Below are 16,644 nucleotides of genomic sequence, written 5' to 3' on the forward strand. Positions count from 1 at the left end.
GCTATTTTTCCTCATTTTCTTTCCCCCGGGGTTATGCCAAATCCGATTCGGTAGCCTTCGTTAAACGCAATTGCACTAGTGTCATCACTAAAATGATGATTAGTAAAATGACTGCCATTGCCGCGGCGTAGCCCATTTGTCCTTGTTGGAAAGCTTTTTCGTAGATGTAGAAATAGATAACTCGGGTGGAGTCCAAAGGTCCGCCTTTGGTAGCTACCGCTACAGTGTCAAAAATCTGAAAAGAACCGATCATGGAGACTACTACCACCATCACCAGAATCGGGCGTATCAGCGGGAGGGTGATGGAGAAAAAACTTCTGCTAGTGCTGGCCCCATCTATTTCGGCGGCGTCGTAAATCATCTTGGGAACGATCTGCATTCCCGCGAAAATCAGTAGCGCCGTGTATCCCATATTTCTCCAGGAATTAACTAGGGCAACTGTGAAGATTGCGATATCGGGATTGCCGTAGAACGCGATTGGTTCGGTATGAAGCATAGTTAGCAGATGGTTTACCAAGCCAACATTGGGGTCTAGCAAAAATAAGGTGATGACTGCGATAGTGACGTTTGGGACCAGCCAGGGGATCAGTAGAAGCGAGCGGATAAAACTTGACTGACTGATGCGTTGCATTAGTACGGCTATCCCCAAACCGGCTATGGTCTGGGTGGTGATATTAACGAGGACGTAAATGACGGTAACCACTAGTGCGTGGCTGAAATGCTGATCGCTCAGCAGCTTTTGATAATTGGCAAACCCAACGAATTTTGCCGGAGAGATTAAGTCCCAATCGGTAAAACTTATGGCCAGACCTCGTACCATGGGAACTAGATAAAAAATCAGGAATCCGATTACGGCAGGGGCTATGAAAAGATATCCCGCTCGCTTCTCTGCTGACTTTAAGTGGCTATGCATCCTAACTGAGGAGTCTGAGGTATCAGGCTTTCCAGTTCCAGATAGGCGCGCCTCACCAACGTCCCTATTTTTTAAATATCTGGTAGCAGTCATCCTCGACTCCTCAAATAGTAGGACTTGCGTCACAGCAATTATTACGTTAGTTTCTTTAGTAAGTCAAGCATTTTCAGTAAATGGGGGTTTACCATTGTGAATGCTCAGCGAAGAATTCAGCGGCGTACCAATATGGAAGCTGCGTTACGATACCTAACTGGCTGCTCTGACACTGTCGCTAATGTCGCTAAGGAGATTGGGGTAACCCGCCCAGCTGCTGAATCGATCATGGCTGATTTGGTCAAGTTTGGTTGGGTAGAAAGTGGACCCGCCCCCGAAGGAATAACGGTAATGGGTAGGCCTGCTACCTATTACAAACTCTCTTCTCAAGCTGGGCATGTTCTTTCCTTAGATATCGGAGCTCATCACGTCAGTGCGCTCACCGCCGATTTAAGTGGGCATATTCTTGCTGAAAATACTGAAGATTTGGCTGAAAATACCCCTACCAAAACGCGTATAGAAGCTGCGTTAACTGTTAGTAAGAAAACCTTGCAAGAGACCGAATGTGGTAAAACCTGGGTTTGTGTTACCGGAAGCCCTGGTGTTCAATATCAGGGAAAAGTTGCATATTTTGGGGGCAAAGGTATGCCGGGCTGGCAGGGGCTGCAGCTTGATCAGGTACTTTCTGAGGAACTTGGAGTTAAAGTCACTACTGTTGGGGACTGCGCCCTAGGGGCACGCGGGGAATCCTGGGTTGGTGCGGCTGCCAAACATAACGACGTAGTGTTCATCTTAGCGGGAATTCGCACTGGTGCGGCTAGTGTTCTTGATGGAAGGGTGCGGGCGGGGAGTCGTGGGGCCGCAGGTCTAATTGGCGAAATTCCGCAACTGAGATGGAGAGAGCTCGAAGCGGAAAGTTTCGCAAAAAGTATTTACAGTCCTAGCCAGCCCCCCGATCGAGAAAGCATGTTTAGGCAGGCGCGGAAAGGAAATAAACTAGCGATTGCCGGTGCAGCGAAATTCGGCGAGATATTGGGGCTGGGAACTGCCGGTATGGTTGCGGTTATTGACCCTGAGTGCGTGGTGCTGGGGGGACAATTTTGTGAATATGCAAATCTGTTTTTACCGCAAATGGAGCAGACCATCAGAAAACTGTGTCCATTTGCTCCCTCAATTGTGGTATCCACTCTAGGGAGGCGAGCTGTAGCTCTGGGGGGAATTCGTTACGCCCTAGATGCAGTTTTGGATCAAATTAGGGTACATGCATTGAACTCTGACTATTTCCCTGCTGCTGATTCCGATAAATTTTGGCTCTAGCAGCTAAAAATCGTATCTCTTAACCATATGAACTAGCTGTTGGTAGTTTTGCTATGGGATTTCTTAGAATTTCTAGCTAGCAATAAAGGGCTGCTTAATCCGGAATCTGTGGGCAGTTCAACAGGCTATGGCTTTGACCTGGTAGTTTTCGCCCCGTAAAATACTAAATGTTGTGTGTCCTGGAACAATCCAAACACGGGTGCTCTACCTGGGGATTTGGCAAAAACAGGACGCTAGACGGAAAGAAATACGAAGTCGGGTGAAGACACTACGGCGGCGTCCGCAACATTTTTAGGCAGTTCCTGCCATTCTGTTGCCGCGCTTTCGCAGTTCTCGCCCCCAAAGAAGAAACGAAGGCTTAAGCCCGTGCGAACTTATAATCCGAAAGCCGGTGACACCCAAGACAAGAAATGGTATGTCATCGACGCTGAAGACGTCGTTCTCGGACGACTGGCGGCCGTAGCCGCCAAGCTGCTGCGTGGCAAGCATAAGCCGACCTACACTCCCAACGAGGATATGGGCGATCACGTCATTATCGTGAATGCCGCCAAGGTCGGACTTACCGGCAACAAACGTCAGCAGAAACGCGCCTACCGCCACTCCGGTTACCCCGGTGGCTTGAAATCTGTAACCTACGGTGACTTGCTAGCTAAGAAACCGGAAGTTGCAGTAGAAAAAGCGGTGCGTGGCATGGTTCCCCACACTCGGTTGGGACGTGCCCAGATGAAGAAACTGCATGTATTCGCGGGTCCTGAACATAACCACGCGGCACAGCAGCCAGAACCTTACGAAATTAAGAAAATCGCCCAGTAGCCCTGAGCCAAGACCCTGAGGAGAATTGTGGCTGATACCACCGAAAACGAAGAGCTGTTGGAGGAGAACGCCCCCAGCTCTTACACCACGGAAACCCAGTCGGAGCCTACCGGCTCCGGACAGTCCGTGACCGCTCCCGGCATCGGGCTGGGACGCCGTAAAAGCGCAGTTGCGCGGGTCCGGTTAATCCCGGGCAGCGGCGAATGGAAGATTAACGGCCGGACTTTGGAGAACTATTTCCCGAACAAGCTGCACCAGCAGCTAGTGCGGGCTCCGTTCACCTTGCTAGACCTCGAGGGACGTTTTGACGTTATTGCTCGAGTCTCTGGTGGCGGCACCTCCGGTCAAGCCGGAGCGGTGCGCCTGGGTATTGCCCGCGCACTAAATGAAATCGATCGGGAAGCGAACCGTCCGGCCTTGAAGAAGGCAGGATTCCTAACCCGCGATTCGCGCGCTGTTGAGCGTAAGAAGCCCGGCCTCAAGAAGGCACGTAAGGCTTCGCAATACTCCAAGCGCTAAGCTTTCACGCTTATGTATTTTGCCCGGTAAAGCTGGTTTCTACTGGCTTTACCGGGCAAAACTATATTGTGTAGACGAGGTCGATGAAATCATGCACCGGGAATACGGCAGCTAATTTAAATTTTGCGGAGGTAGACGTTTTCGAGGCGATGCTGGGCATCTTTACGCAAGATCAAAGTTGCCCGCCCTCTGGTGGGACGGATCTGTTGCTCCAAGTTGGGCAGATTTATGGAGTTCCAAATATCGAGGGCGATCTGACGCGCCACCGAATCAGATATCCCGGAATAAACCTGGAAATAGGAATTGGGGTCGGAGAAAGCCGACTCTTTTAACGATAAGAAACGTTCCAAGAACCACCGTTCAATATCTCGGGTGCGGGCATCAACATAAATGGAAAAATCAAAGAAATCACTGACTGCCAGAGATTTGTGATCATAGAGCCCGCTGCGGCCATCATCTTGATCCAGCTTTTTCTCCAGGTTAGGCAGGTCTTGGTGGCCCCGATAGAACCAGGCGGGCTGTAGCACGTTGATGCCCTCTAAAATCAAAATATCAGGGCTGGCAACGGTCACGTATTTATCCGGCACCACGTCATAGGTGACGTGTGAATATACCGGAGCTTTCACCTCGGGCTCTCCGGCTTTTACCTGGGTAACAAAATTGAGGAGGGCGCGGCGGTTATAGGACTCGGGGAATCCTTTCCGCGCGACTAGTCCCCGCCGCTCCAACTCGGCGTTCGGATATAAAAAACCGTCGGTCGTTACTAGCGCGACTCGCGAGGTTTCTGGCCAGCGGCTAAGCAGATTTTGCAGGATGCGGGAAGTGGTTGATTTTCCGACCGCCACCGAACCGGCAACCCCAATAATGAAGGGAATTTTCCTCTTTTGAGGGCGCCCGAAAAAATCTTGTTGATCTTGCGCGAGGGCGCGCGAATGTAAAACCCGGTAGCGCAGCAATGCGGAGAGGGGACGATAAACCGCGTCTGCCTCCTCTAAATCAATCGGGTCACCCAAAGCGGCCAAGGAACGCAAATCGGCCTCGGTAAGCGGCATTGGGGTTTTAGCGGCGAGGGCGCGCCAAGCGTCCCGATCAAATTGTTCATAAATGGATTTAGCCGGCATATTTTTTAGGCTCCGCTAGGTTGGCTCCGCTCAAAACTTGCGTCGATACTGTGTTTGCTGCATCCCGCCAGCGCCCCCATTGGAAAGCCCTGGCGAGACGCAGAACATAAAACTTACAAAGACAGGCGCTCTTTTACCACCCCAGCTAGGTGCTCACAAACCGCATCAGCTTGATCTTGGGTGGAGGCCTCTACCATTACCCGCACCAGCGGTTCGGTTCCCGAGGCGCGCAGCACTACCCGCCCGGTATCTCCGAGTTCTTCTTCGGCCTTAGTAATTTCTGCCCGCAACTCGGCGTCATCAGTCCGGGTCTTGTCCACGTTCGGCACGTTAATCAGGGTTTGCGGCAAGCGCTTTACGAACTCGCAAATCTTTTCCAGGGGTTGACCAGCATCTTTAACCGCACGGGCAATGCAGAGCGCGGTCAGAATCCCGTCCCCCGTGGTGGCGTGGTTGCCGTTAATTACGTGGCCAGACTGTTCCCCGCCCAGCACGAATCCTTGTTCGCGCATTTTCTCGAGGACGTAGCGGTCACCCACCGCGGTCTGGACGGTGTTGATCCCTTTTTCTTTCATCGCCAAAATCAGACCCAGGTTCGACATAATCGTGATTACCAGGGTGTTTCCTGCCAGTTCGCCTTTTTCCTTGAAATAGGCGGCCAGCATGCCCATGATTTTGTCGCCGTCGACCAGGTTGCCTTGGGAGTCAACTGCCAGGCAGCGATCTGCGTCCCCATCGAAAGCCACCCCGAAGTCACAGCCAGCAGCCACTACTTGGCTCTGTAACTGTTCCGGGTGGGTGGAACCGCAATTGTCATTGATATTGCGTCCATCGGGAGAGGCGTTGATTACTACGGTATCGATTCCCGCCTCTTGCAGTGCCTCCGGGCCCAGTTTGGAAGCCGCCCCATTGGCGCAATCAACCGCTACTCGCAGACCAGAGAGATCTCCTACTGCCCGTACCAGGTGTTTAACATAAAGTTTCTCGGCGCTTTCGCGTTCTTCCTCAACCTCGCCAACTGCTTCACCAAGGGGGCGGTCGGTTTCATCCCCCAGAAGCTGCTCGATCTGATCCTCAATCGCGTCGGGGAGTTTATAGCCACCGCGGGCAAAGAACTTGATCCCGTTATCGGGCATGGGATTGTGGGAGGCGGAAATCATTACCCCCAGGTCAACGTCAGCTTTCGCGGTGAGATAGGCGACGCAGGGGGTGGTGACAACCCCGATGCGGTTGACGTCCACGCCCTCGGAGGCTAGTCCCGCCGAGATTGCGTGATCTAGGAAATCGCCGGATATACGGGTATCGCGTCCGACGATGGCTCGCAGTTTACGTCCTTTCGGCGCATCTTTACGCACCTGTTTAGCGGCGGCTCGTCCCAGTTCCAAAGCCAATTCCGGGGTTAATTCTTTATTCGCTAGGCCGCGTACTCCATCGGTCCCAAAAAGTCTGCCCATTTTACCTGTCTTTCAACTAACAGAATCTGACTTTCTCAGCCTACCGCACCGAGCCGGGTTAGTTTTCCCTTGTGAACACTTGCCGGTAATATTTCCAATTTACGCTGTTTAGGCGCGCGAGATAGCAATGCGGCGAAACTCGTGAAAAAATCTATTTCATGTGTGGAATCTTAGGAATGGTAGGACTAGCGCCTACTAAAGATGCAGAAGAAGTGATTATGGGGGGTCTGGCCCGCCTGGAGTATCGCGGCTATGACTCTGCGGGGATCGGGCTGTCTACCCCCGGCGGAATCGAGATTCGCAAAAAAAGCGGAAAGCTCGCGAATTTGCGGGCAGATTTACAGGAAAATCCCCTGCCGGAGGCAATCGCGGGGATCGGACACACCCGCTGGGCCACTCACGGGGGGCCAACCGATATCAATGCCCATCCCCATGCTTCTTCCGACGGGCAACTCGCGGTAGTACATAACGGGATTATCGAAAACGCCGATAACCTGCGCCGCGTCCTCGAAAATCAGGGTTTCAGTTTCGTTTCTGAAACCGACACGGAAGTCATCGCGAACCTGTTGGCAGCATCTTATTTAGCTGACGAGGGCGCCGGTGTCTCTCTCGGGGAGGGCGGAGCCGAGGTGCCTGCTCCGGTGCTGGATAAAGCCCAAGTTTCCGCGGAGGTCGCTGGTGGGGCGCACTTGGCGGCGGCGCGGCTATCAAGGGCGCTACTAAAGACTATGGCGCAGCTGAAAGGGACTTTCACGATTTTGGCGATTCACCGGGATGCCCCCGGAATCGTAGTAGCTGCGCGACGCTCCTCGCCGCTGGTTATCGGGGTAGGCAAAGATTGCAACTATCTAGGTTCCGATGTGTTAGCTTTTGCCGATCACACCAAAGACTGCCTAGAAATTGGGCAAGACGAACTGGTGATGGTCACCGCCCAGCAGGTGCGGGTAGCCGACAGTGAAGGTAAAGAGGTAACTCCTAAGCAGTTCACCGTGGATTTTTCAGTTGACCGCACCTCAAAGGGTGGGTGGGGGACTTTCATGGAAAAAGAAATCCATGAACAACCTTCTGCAGTGACCGCCACCTTGCAAGACCGCACCGATGCGCAGGGCTACCTTACTCTAGATGAGCTGCGCATCAGCCAAGATGTATTGCGGCAAGTTAACAAAATGGTGATTATTGCGTGTGGTACTTCCGCCTATGCCGGACAGATTGCGCGTTACGCGATTGAGCATTGGTGTCGCATCCCGGTAGAAGTAGAGCTGGCTAGCGAGTTCCGTTACCGTGACCCGGTAGTTGATCAGCGCACCCTGGTGGTGGCGATCAGCCAGTCCGGGGAAACTATGGACACCATTATGGCGGTGCGGCACGCGCGCGAACAGGGCGCGAAAGTACTGGCGATTGTGAATACGCCCGGCTCAACGATTCCTCGCGAATCCGATGCGGTGCTACTGACCCATGCTGGCCCCGAAATCGCCGTGGCTTCCACCAAGGCATTCACCGCCCAAATCACCGCCTGCTACCTGTTGGGGCTGTATTTAGCGCAGGTGCGCGGAAATAAATTCATCGATGAAATTGCTGATTACCTAGAGAAACTGGCGGCAGTTCCCCACAAGATGCAAACCCTGCTCAATGAAATGGAGCCGGTAGTCGAGGTCGCTAAGCGCTACGGGAAAGACCTGAAATCCACGATTTTCTTAGGGCGACACGTGGGCTATCCGGTAGCGATGGAGGGGGCGCTGAAACTCAAAGAAATCGCCTATGTACATGCGGAAGGTTTCGCCGCTGGGGAGCTCAAACACGGCCCTATCGCCCTAATTGAGCCGGGACAGTTCGTGTTTATCGTAGTGCCTACCCCGCGCCGTCCCGAGCTGCACCAGAAAGTGCTATCTAACCTGCAGGAAGTGCGCGCTCGCGGTGCCATCACCCTGGTAGTGGCAGAAGAGGGCGACGAAAAAGTCGATAAATACGCCGACCATATTTTCCGGGTTCCCAGCACTCCTACCCTCTATATGCCTTTGCTAACGGTGATTCCGCTGCAGGTATTTGCCTGTGAAGTAGCTAAGAGCAAGGGGTACGACGTGGATCAGCCGCGTAACCTAGCCAAATCGGTGACCGTGGAGTAGGCAGCAGGAGGGAAAACTGGCGGCATGATTGAGGCATTCGAGAAACAGACAGTTAGGAAAGCTGAAGCCAAAGTAGTAGCCGAGCATCCACAAGGATCACTGATGAAAAAGGCGGCTGGCGAAGTCAGTGACACTACTGTCGAATTTCTACTTGCCCGCGGTGCCAAAGTTGCGGAGACCCGGATTCTGGGTTTAGTCGGCGGCGGCGATAACGGGGGCGATTGTCTCTATGCTCTGTCCTATCTGGCGAAACTGGGGTATCCCTGTCTCGCGTTATTGCTCTCAGACAAGCCGCATAAAAAGGCGTTGGCGGCGGCAGAAAAAGCGGAAGTGACCATCGAGCGGGTGGATTTAGCGAGCAGTGCCCGCCAGATTGCGCGCCTGGCTTCCCGCCGTGCCCGCGCCGCCGGGGTGTGGATTGATGGCCTAGTAGGCACCGGAGTAAACGGTAAGCTACGGGAACCGTTAGCGCAGGTAGTGACGGAATTAAATCGTCTCTATGAATCCCGGAACTTAAAAGTCCTACGGGTGGCGATAGATATTCCCTCCGGGATATTCAGCGATGATGGGCGCCTACCCGGCCCCTTCCTGGGCGCTGACGTGACCGTAACTATGGGAGGACGCAAATCCTCCTCCTTGTTACCCCCCGCCGCCTATCAATTCGGGCAGGTGCGCCTGGTAGATCTGGGTTTGCAGATGAAAGAGGCGCGGCTAGCCAGACTGCAGGCAGCGGATGTGGGCGCTCTGTGGCCGGTGCCCGGCGCTGAAGACCATAAATATACTCGCGGGGTAGTGCAGGTAGTGGCAGGTTCTGCCGCTTTCCCTCTAACCGGGGTGATGTGTGTAGAGGGAGCAGGTAGGGCCGGTGTCGGCATGGTGCGTTATGTGGGTCCCGAGGACGCGGCTTTCGCGATTCTTTCCCGGTTCCCGGAGGCAGTTTCCGGTGCCGGAAAACATCAATGCCTACTGGTAGGGCCAGGTATTGACCCCAAAGATAACTCGCGGATGCGCGAAGCAGTTAACCAGTCAGTGCAAGCTGCTTCCAGCGGGATTCCTCTGGTGCTGGACGCGGGCGCCATCGACCTCTATCCCCAAATTATCTCCCAGATTCCGGGTGGAACCCTCAGCCACCGGGCAGTACTTACTCCCCACGCAGGCGAGGCGGCGCGCCTACTTTCTACGCTAGGAGCCGGAGGAGGGCGCGGCGGGGTAACCCGAGCAGAAGTGGAGGCCTCCCCGGCGGCTTGGGGACAATATTTAGCGGATAAAACTGGCGCCACGGTGTTGCTAAAAGGCGCAGTAACGCTGATTGCCAGCCCCGAAGAAACTATGCTTAGCCAGGCCGGAGCTCCTTTCTGGACAGGCACTGCCGGTTCTGGGGATGTACTCGCGGGAATAACCGCGGCGGTGTTAGCGCAGCATCAGGCGCGCGCCGAGCAATCGGGATATCAGTTGTCTACTTCCCAAATGTCAGCGGCGGTTGCCTCTGCCGCCTGGGTACATGCGATGGCGGCGCGGAAAGCGTCGGGACTGCCGCTCGCTTCTTCTGCCCCAGAAAGCGTGAGTAACCTGGGTGCCCCAGTGGTAGCTACCGATATCGCTCGCCAGGTTCCCGGTGCGATCGCCTATGCTTTGCAGCAAGCCTAGCGCGGTATAGTCATGGTCATGAATACTGATTTTCCGGCGCGCGCGATTATCGACCTGTCGGCTCTGGAAAGAAACCTGCAGCAACTGCGAAAATATGACCCGAATGTGCAGGCGATGGCAATTGTGAAAGCCAATGCCTATGGGCATGGAGGGGCGCAGATTGCTCGCGCCGCCCTCGAGTTCGGGGTGAAATGGTTTGGGGTAGCGCAACTGGCGGAAGCTAGGCAGCTGCGGGAGGCGCTGAAAGATTTTCCGGAAGCTCGTATTTTTACTTGGATTTTCAGTCCTGACGCAGATCTGGAATCCGCGATTAAAGCTGATCTGGATATCGCGGTATCTAATCCCCAAGTTTTGCTGGCTATTGCCAGTGCCGCCCGGGTTGCGGGTAAGAAAGCTCGCATTCACCTGGCGGTGGATACCGGGATGGGACGCGAGGGTGCTTTGCCGGAAAACCTAGCTCCTTTGCTGTCATCGGCACAGCTGGCCAGTGCAGATGGCACCGTGGCAGTTAGCGGAATCTGGTCACATTTGGCGCGCGGAGACGAAGCGGGCGGTGGGGAACAGGCCACTGCCCGGCAACTTGCAGCCTTCGAGCAGGCGTGCGAAGAAGCTGAAAAACGTGGTTTTACAGGGTTGGTTCGCCATCTCTCGGCTTCTTCGGGACTGTTGTGGCATCCCCAGGCACATTTTGACCTGGCGCGCTATGGGATCGCCATGTACGGCCTGACTCCGAATCCAGCGCGTGCCACTACTGCTAGCTTGTCTCTCACCCCGATTATGCGCTTAGAAGCCGATTTGATCAGTGTAAAAAAACTGCCCGCGGGGCATCCGGTTTCCTATGGGGGCACCTGGGTGGCGCCCCGCGATACCTATATCGGGATCGTGCCGCTGGGGTATGCGGACGGGATTGACCGTCATGCCTCCGGAAAAATCTGGGTGGCCGTCAATGGACAAAAGTATCCGCAGGTGGGGCGGATCTGTATGGATCAGTTCATGGTGGATTTAGGTAGCGGTGAAGATGGGAAACCGCCGCTGGCTCCCGGCGCGACGGTGCGGGTGTGGGGAGATGGCTCCCAGGGGGAACCCACCGCCGATGATTGGGCGCAGGCCGCTGAAACCATAAACTATACGATTGTTACCGACCTTAATCCTCGAGTGCCACGGGTCTATATTTAGGAGGCAAAATGTCCTTTACTGTCGCCGTTAACTCTGCCGAGCAGACGCGAGCAGTCGGCCAGGTGCTGGCCGCTAAGCTGCGTGCCGGAGATTTAGTGATGCTTTCCGGAGGGCTGGGAGCCGGGAAAACTACTTTTACGCAGGGAATTGGCGCCGGTTTGCAGGTAAAAGGGCGGGTATCTTCCCCTACTTTTATTGTTGCCCGGGTACACCCTTCTCTGGTGGGAGGGCCGGATCTGATTCATGCCGATGCTTATCGGATCAAAGATCTAACGGATCTAGAAACCCTCGATTTGGACTCCACCCTAGAGGAGGCGATCACCGTCATCGAATGGGGCGAGGGGAAAACCGAGCAACTGTCGGCCGATCGCCTGGAGATTGAGATTCACCGGGAACACGGCGGGGTTGCCACCAGCAGTGATGGGGTAGTGGATTTGGCGGAAATGGATGATGGGAAACGAACGATCACTATCCGCCCGCTGGGGAAGCGATGGGACGCAACTGACTGGGAGCGGATGTTTTCCGCGTTTGAGGACGGACAAGAAAAGTAGGTAATAATATGCGGATTCTTTGTATTGATTCTTCGCTGGGTGCTTCGGTTGCCCTGTGGGATAGTGAAGCCAAGACCCCGGTGTTAGCTAGTCGCTCTAGCCAAGATTCTCGGTCTCATGCTGAGCATCTTTCCGAACTGGTAAGTGAGGTAGTGCAAGAAGCTTGCGGGTGCGCCCTCGCAAAAGCCGGTATTGAGGCAGTGGCGGTAGGACGCGGCCCGGCTCCCTTTACCGGGTTGCGCTCCGGGTTGGTAACTGCTCGCACGATCGGTTACGCGCTGGGCGTTCCGGTGATCGGGATTAGTTCCCTAGACGCCCTCGCGCGGGCAGTGTTAGACCTGGTCCCGCCCACGCAGGAAGTATTTGTGGCTACCGATGCGCGCCGCAAAGAAGTCTATTGTGCCCAGTATCGCGCCGACGGCCCCGACGATGTTCGCTGCCTGTGGGGACCGGAGGTGGGCAGGCCCGCAGCTTTTACTAATAGAGCGGCGAAACCCGGTCTGATTGTTGCGGGGGCGGGCGCGGCTCTCTATCCGCAAGACTTGGCGGTGAACCCGGGGCTTCCCAGCGAGGTAGAGGCGGCAGTCCTCGGCCGGATCGCGCAGGTACGCCTGGCGGGGAAATCAGCTGATGAGCTCCTAGATACGGTATCTCCCCTATATCTGCGACGCCCGGACGTGCAGCCTCCAAGTAAGGGAAAATAGGGGTTTTGTGAGTAGCGGTGTTCTCTTAGGTCTCGAGGATGTGCCCGCGCTGCTCGCCCTGGAGCAGTCCTGTTTTGGCACCGAAGGCTTTAGTGACGCGCAGTTGCGACAAATGCTAGCTGCCCGTTACGGGTTAGCCATCGGGATCTGGGAGGAAGAAACCTTAGTGGGGGCTGCACTTCTGGAAGTGCTAGTTCCAGAATCCGAGCTCCAATCCCTGGCAGTGTTGCCGGCTAAGCGTCGCCGCGGGCTGGGCGCCGCCCTCTTAAAGTCCGCTCTCAGCGTTGCCCGCAAGCGGGGAGCAACGGAGATGTTCTTGGAAGTGCGTCGCTCTAACCAGGCCGCGATTGCCCTCTATCAGCAGGCAGGTTTTACGTCTTTAAGTGTGCGCCGCGGATATTATTCCCATCCCCGTGAAGACGCCATAGTGATGCGCAAACGTTTGGCGAGTCCGTCTCCCGGTCCTGTCGGTGCGGAAATAACCTCCCCTTGAACACCCGCGAAACGTATTTTGCAACTTTAAGCTTGCTCAATTGCTTAAAAATTTCCGAGTTCTTTCCGGCGGTATTCGGAAATCCTTTCCTAGTTTTTCTTTTGTTACCCCCAATACGTATCCGCGATCTTTGCAGGTACAAGCAGTTTAGGCTCTGGTTGAGTTGATTTTATTCGCGTTTTTATTCCTATCTAGACCCAAATTCCTAAGTCGGCGAAAACCGGTGGGCTAGCCTGTGAATCGTGGCCAATACAAAAGAAATTCAGAAGAGGCGAAGCTGGAACACCCTGGTCTTCGCGAAACAGTGCATGGCTGTTACCGGCATATTCTTTGTACTGTTTGTGTTAATGCATTCCTACGGCAACCTGAAGATCCTGGCGGGGGCTGATGCTTATAACGGCTATGCCCACCACCTACGGGTCTTCGGTGCCCCTATCCTGCCTTATGAAGGTCTGCTTTGGATTTTGCGCGTCGTGCTACTAGCATGCGTCATTATCCATATGATCTGCGCCTTCTATCTCTGGCATCGCGCCAGCAAGGGACGAGGCAGTCAGAAGTACGTAGTTAAACAGAACGTGGTTAACAACTATGCGACCCGCACCGTACGTGTCGGATCCGTGTTGCTAGTGCTGTTTATCCTCTTCCATATCTTCCACTTCACCACGAAGTGGGTACAGATTGGTGCGGGCGAAGCTTATAGCTCTGCTACCTGCAAAGTAGATGGAGAGATGATTCCGGTAGCACCGTGGAACATGATGGTAACCACGTTCTCGCCAGCTAATTGGTGGACGCTGATCATTTACCTGGGTGCGGTCGCGATTGTGGCGCTGCACGTGGGACACGGCGTGTGGTCCGCTCTGCAAACCATGGGTTGGATCCGGGAAAACACGCATAAAGCGACGGTTTATATTTCCGGGATCGTGGGGCTATTGCTGTTCGCCATGTTCGCCATCCCACCGCTGTATTTGGTAATCACCAACCCCGCTCCGGTGGCGTGTTAGTTAGGGAAGGATGCGTAAGATGACTGAACAACAAAATCGAGTCGACGGTCTCTACACCGTTGGCGAACCGATTGCTGACCAGAAAGCACCGCTAGAGGTGCCGATTGAGAAATGCTGGAAGCAGCGCCAGTTCAATGCGGCGCTGGTTAACCCGGCTAACCGTCGTAAAATCAAGATTATCGTGGTGGGCACTGGCCTGGCAGGGGGCGCTGCGGCTGCTTCGCTAGGTGAAATGGGCTACCACGTTGATGCTTTCTTCTACCAAGACTCTGCCCGTCGTGCGCACTCGATTGCGGCTCAGGGCGGGATTAACGCGGCGAAGAATTATCGCAACGACAACGACTCTGACTACCGGCTGTTCTATGACACGGTCAAGGGCGGGGACTACCGGGCTCGGGAAACTAACGTTTACCGCCTAGCGGAAGTATCTGCCAATATTATCGACCAGTGTGTAGCCCAGGGCGTGCCTTTTGCTCGCGAATATGGCGGCCTGCTAGATAACCGTTCTTTCGGTGGGGTGCAGGTTTCCCGTACTTTCTATGCGCGGGGCCAGACGGGGCAGCAGCTGCTGATCGGCGCCTACCAGGCGCTAGAACGCCAGGTTAATGCGGGGACGGTAGTTTCTCACTCCCGTCACGAAATGGTAGAACTCATCGTTTCGGACGGTCGGGCGCGCGGGATTGTGGCTCGTAATATGGAGACTGGTGAACTGGAAACTTTCACCGCTTCGATTGTTATTTTAGCTACCGGTGGTTATGGGAACGTTTTCTTCTTGTCCACCAACGCGATGGGATGTAACGGTACGGCTGCTTGGCGTGCTCACCGTAAGGGTGCTTATTTCGCTAACCCTTGCTACACCCAGATTCACCCGACTTGTATTCCGCAGCATGGTGATCAGCAATCCAAACTCACTTTGATGAGTGAATCCTTGCGTAATGATGGGCGTATTTGGGTTCCCAAGAAGAAAGAGGATTGCAAGAAAGACCCGCGGGAAATCCCAGAGGAAGATCGTGACTACTACCTAGAGCGCATCTACCCCTCTTTCGGTAACTTGGTTCCCCGGGATATCGCTTCCCGGCAAGCCAAGAATATGTGCGATGAGGGTCGCGGGGTAGGTCCGGAAATCAATGGCGTTGCTCGCGGCGTTTACTTGGATTTCGCGGATGCGATTGAACGTATGGGCAAGGAAGCTGTGTCTGCCAAGTACGGCAACCTGTTCGATATGTATAAGCGGATTACCGATGACGATCCCTATGAGGTTCCGATGCGGATTTACCCGGCAGTGCACTACACCATGGGTGGGGTTTGGGTCGACTATGACCTAGAGACCACTATCCCGGGTCTGTATGTGGGCGGGGAAGCTAACTTCTCTGATCACGGTGCTAACCGCTTGGGTGCCTCTGCTTTGATGCAGGGTCTATCGGATGGTTATTTCGTGTTGCCGAACACGGTAAATGATTACCTGGCACACACCTTGGATTGGCAAGATTTGCCGCAGGATCATCCGGATGTTTTGGCTGCGAAACAGCAAGCCCAAGAGCGTATTGATCGCTTGATGGCGATTGAGGGTACCCGTTCGGTGGACTCCATCCACAAGGAACTCGGCCACATCATGTGGGAATACTGTGGTATGTCCCGTACCCGCGAAGGGTTGAAGAAAGCTATCGGCTTGATTCGCGAACTGCGTAAAGAGTTCTGGACCAATGTGCGGATCCCGGGCAAGAAGAGCGGCGAGATGAACCAGTCGCTAGAGCGCGCCGGCCGTTTGGCTGACTTCCTAGAGCTGGGCGAGCTGATGTGTATCGATGCGCTGCATCGTGAAGAATCCTGTGGCGGTCACTTCCGGGAAGAACACCAAACTCCGGAAGGAGAGGCTATGCGTGACGATGAGAACTTCATGTACGTAGCCGCTTGGGAATGGAAAGGTGAAGATCAGCCCCCTGTCCTGCACAAGGAGGATCTGATTTACAACAATATCGAGGTCAAGACAAGGAGCTACAAGTGAACATCACTTTGCGAATCTGGCGTCAGGCTGGCCCAGACGCCGAGGGAGCTATCCACGAATATCAGCTCCACGGAGTTAGCGAGGATTCCTCTTTCCTGGAAATGCTGGACATCCTCAACGAGGATCTATTTGCGCGCGGGGAAGAGCCGGTCGCATTTGACTCGGATTGCCGCGAGGGAATCTGCGGTATGTGTGGCCTGGTGATTAACGGGGTTCCGCATGGAAACCATTCCCCGGATCCTAAAGATAACGCCACCACCTGCCAGCTGCATATGCGGTCTTTCAAGGACGGGGACACGATTACCATTGAGCCTTGGCGCTCAAAGGCATTCCCGATCATTAAGGATCTGGTGGTAAACCGGAACGCCTTGGATCGCATTATTCAGGCGGGCGGATACATTTCGGTTAACACCGGTGCGGCTCCGGATGCCCATGCCACTCCGGTTCCCAAGAAGGATGCGGATCGGGCTTTCGAGGCTGCGGCCTGCATCGGTTGTGGGGCGTGTGTGGCTGCCTGCCCGAACGGGTCGGCGATGCTATTTACTGCTGCGAAAGTGACTCATCTGGGTCTGCTGCCGCAGGGTAAACCGGAGAATCTCCGGCGGGTTACTCAGATGCTTAACCGCATGGGTGCTGAAGGATTCGGCGGATGCACCAACTTCGGTGAGTGCTCGGCGGTCTGCCCCAAGCAGGTTCCGCTGGACTTTATTGCGGTGCTGAACCGGCAGCTCGGCAAAGCTGTTCTTTCTGGAGTGTAAACCTGCAGCTAACAGT

General features: G+C 54.7%; 15 protein-coding genes. 12 read left to right on the forward strand and 3 right to left on the reverse strand.

Annotated elements, in window-relative coordinates:
* Positions 1 to 31 precede the first annotated feature (31 nt).
* A complete protein-coding gene (locus tag F605_RS0104580; protein WP_022864726.1) occupies positions 32 to 1,006 on the reverse strand; it encodes a carbohydrate ABC transporter permease in 975 nt (324 codons plus the stop codon).
* 96 nt (positions 1,007 to 1,102) lie between these two features.
* On the opposite strand from F605_RS0104580, the gene F605_RS09920 reads away from it, so the two are divergent.
* The 3 genes from F605_RS09920 to rpsI all read left to right on the forward strand — a co-directional run bounded on the left by F605_RS09920 (position 1,103) and on the right by rpsI (position 3,595).
* A complete protein-coding gene (locus tag F605_RS09920; protein WP_156005256.1) occupies positions 1,103 to 2,263 on the forward strand; it encodes an ROK family transcriptional regulator in 1,161 nt (386 codons plus the stop codon).
* A gap of 366 nt (positions 2,264 to 2,629) precedes the next feature.
* Positions 2,630 to 3,076, forward strand: a complete 447-nt coding sequence (gene rplM, locus F605_RS0104590) for a 50S ribosomal protein L13 (RefSeq protein ID WP_022864728.1) — start codon at positions 2,630 to 2,632, stop codon at positions 3,074 to 3,076.
* A gap of 27 nt (positions 3,077 to 3,103) precedes the next feature.
* Positions 3,104 to 3,595, forward strand: coding sequence for a 30S ribosomal protein S9 (rpsI, locus tag F605_RS0104595; RefSeq protein ID WP_022864729.1), 492 nt, complete (start codon positions 3,104 to 3,106; stop codon positions 3,593 to 3,595).
* A gap of 116 nt (positions 3,596 to 3,711) precedes the next feature.
* Here rpsI and coaA read toward each other — a convergent pair whose 3' ends face one another.
* The gene (coaA, locus tag F605_RS0104600; protein ID WP_022864730.1) at positions 3,712 to 4,716 is read right to left on the reverse strand and encodes a type I pantothenate kinase; all 1,005 of its coding nucleotides are present in this window, start codon (positions 4,714 to 4,716) and stop codon (positions 3,712 to 3,714) included.
* A gap of 113 nt (positions 4,717 to 4,829) precedes the next feature.
* On the reverse strand, positions 4,830 to 6,170 hold the full coding sequence (glmM, locus tag F605_RS0104605; protein ID WP_022864731.1) for a phosphoglucosamine mutase: 1,341 nt from the start codon (positions 6,168 to 6,170) through the stop codon (positions 4,830 to 4,832).
* Between the two features lie 158 nt (positions 6,171 to 6,328).
* On the opposite strand from glmM, the gene glmS reads away from it, so the two are divergent.
* The 9 genes from glmS to F605_RS0104650 all read left to right on the forward strand — a co-directional run bounded on the left by glmS (position 6,329) and on the right by F605_RS0104650 (position 16,628).
* Positions 6,329 to 8,293 carry a glutamine--fructose-6-phosphate transaminase (isomerizing) gene (gene glmS / locus F605_RS0104610; protein ID WP_027723602.1) on the forward strand — a complete coding sequence of 655 codons (1,965 nt, stop codon included), beginning with the start codon at positions 6,329 to 6,331 and terminating at the stop codon, positions 8,291 to 8,293.
* A gap of 24 nt (positions 8,294 to 8,317) precedes the next feature.
* A complete protein-coding gene (locus F605_RS0104615; protein WP_022864733.1) occupies positions 8,318 to 9,940 on the forward strand; it encodes a bifunctional ADP-dependent NAD(P)H-hydrate dehydratase/NAD(P)H-hydrate epimerase in 1,623 nt (540 codons plus the stop codon).
* 18 nt (positions 9,941 to 9,958) lie between these two features.
* Complete coding sequence (gene alr / locus F605_RS0104620; protein ID WP_022864734.1) at positions 9,959 to 11,116, forward strand: alanine racemase; 1,158 nt, start codon at positions 9,959 to 9,961, stop codon at positions 11,114 to 11,116.
* Positions 11,117 to 11,124: 8 nt separating this feature from the next.
* On the forward strand, positions 11,125 to 11,667 hold the full coding sequence (gene tsaE / locus F605_RS0104625) for a tRNA (adenosine(37)-N6)-threonylcarbamoyltransferase complex ATPase subunit type 1 TsaE (protein WP_022864735.1): 543 nt from the start codon (positions 11,125 to 11,127) through the stop codon (positions 11,665 to 11,667).
* An 8-nt stretch (positions 11,668 to 11,675) separates the two neighbouring features.
* On the forward strand, positions 11,676 to 12,371 hold the full coding sequence (gene tsaB, locus F605_RS0104630) for a tRNA (adenosine(37)-N6)-threonylcarbamoyltransferase complex dimerization subunit type 1 TsaB (protein WP_022864736.1): 696 nt from the start codon (positions 11,676 to 11,678) through the stop codon (positions 12,369 to 12,371).
* Positions 12,372 to 12,378: 7 nt separating this feature from the next.
* On the forward strand, positions 12,379 to 12,864 hold the full coding sequence (gene rimI / locus F605_RS09925) for a ribosomal protein S18-alanine N-acetyltransferase (protein ID WP_022864737.1): 486 nt from the start codon (positions 12,379 to 12,381) through the stop codon (positions 12,862 to 12,864).
* 242 nt (positions 12,865 to 13,106) lie between these two features.
* On the forward strand, positions 13,107 to 13,865 hold the full coding sequence (locus tag F605_RS0104640) for a succinate dehydrogenase cytochrome b subunit (protein WP_022864738.1): 759 nt from the start codon (positions 13,107 to 13,109) through the stop codon (positions 13,863 to 13,865).
* Between the two features lie 19 nt (positions 13,866 to 13,884).
* A complete protein-coding gene (locus F605_RS0104645) occupies positions 13,885 to 15,870 on the forward strand; it encodes a fumarate reductase/succinate dehydrogenase flavoprotein subunit (protein WP_022864739.1) in 1,986 nt (661 codons plus the stop codon).
* Positions 15,867 to 16,628, forward strand: coding sequence for a succinate dehydrogenase/fumarate reductase iron-sulfur subunit (locus tag F605_RS0104650; protein ID WP_022864740.1), 762 nt, complete (start codon positions 15,867 to 15,869; stop codon positions 16,626 to 16,628). The genes F605_RS0104645 and F605_RS0104650 overlap by 4 nt, the downstream gene beginning before the upstream one ends.
* Positions 16,629 to 16,644 lie beyond the last annotated feature (16 nt).

Origin of the sequence: Varibaculum cambriense DSM 15806 (genome assembly GCF_000420065.1) — a bacterium.
GTDB classification, from domain to species: domain Bacteria; phylum Actinomycetota; class Actinomycetes; order Actinomycetales; family Actinomycetaceae; genus Varibaculum; species Varibaculum cambriense.

What these genes read in the sequence shown, in the direction of transcription:
- F605_RS0104615 (WP_022864733.1), top strand. Translation starts at nt 8,318, where the DNA reads ATGATTGAGGCATTCGAGAAACAGACAGTTAGGAAAGCTGAAGCCAAA.
- tsaB (WP_022864736.1), top strand. Translation starts at nt 11,676, where the DNA reads ATGCGGATTCTTTGTATTGATTCTTCGCTGGGTGCTTCGGTTGCCCTG.
- alr (WP_022864734.1), top strand. Translation starts at nt 9,959, where the DNA reads ATGAATACTGATTTTCCGGCGCGCGCGATTATCGACCTGTCGGCTCTG.
- tsaE (WP_022864735.1), top strand. Translation starts at nt 11,125, where the DNA reads ATGTCCTTTACTGTCGCCGTTAACTCTGCCGAGCAGACGCGAGCAGTC.
- coaA (WP_022864730.1), bottom strand. Translation starts at nt 4,716, where the DNA reads ATGCCGGCTAAATCCATTTATGAACAATTTGATCGGGACGCTTGGCGC.
- glmM (WP_022864731.1), bottom strand. Translation starts at nt 6,170, where the DNA reads ATGGGCAGACTTTTTGGGACCGATGGAGTACGCGGCCTAGCGAATAAA.
- F605_RS0104645 (WP_022864739.1), top strand. Translation starts at nt 13,885, where the DNA reads ATGACTGAACAACAAAATCGAGTCGACGGTCTCTACACCGTTGGCGAA.
- glmS (WP_027723602.1), top strand. Translation starts at nt 6,329, where the DNA reads ATGTGTGGAATCTTAGGAATGGTAGGACTAGCGCCTACTAAAGATGCA.
- F605_RS0104580 (WP_022864726.1), bottom strand. Translation starts at nt 1,006, where the DNA reads ATGACTGCTACCAGATATTTAAAAAATAGGGACGTTGGTGAGGCGCGC.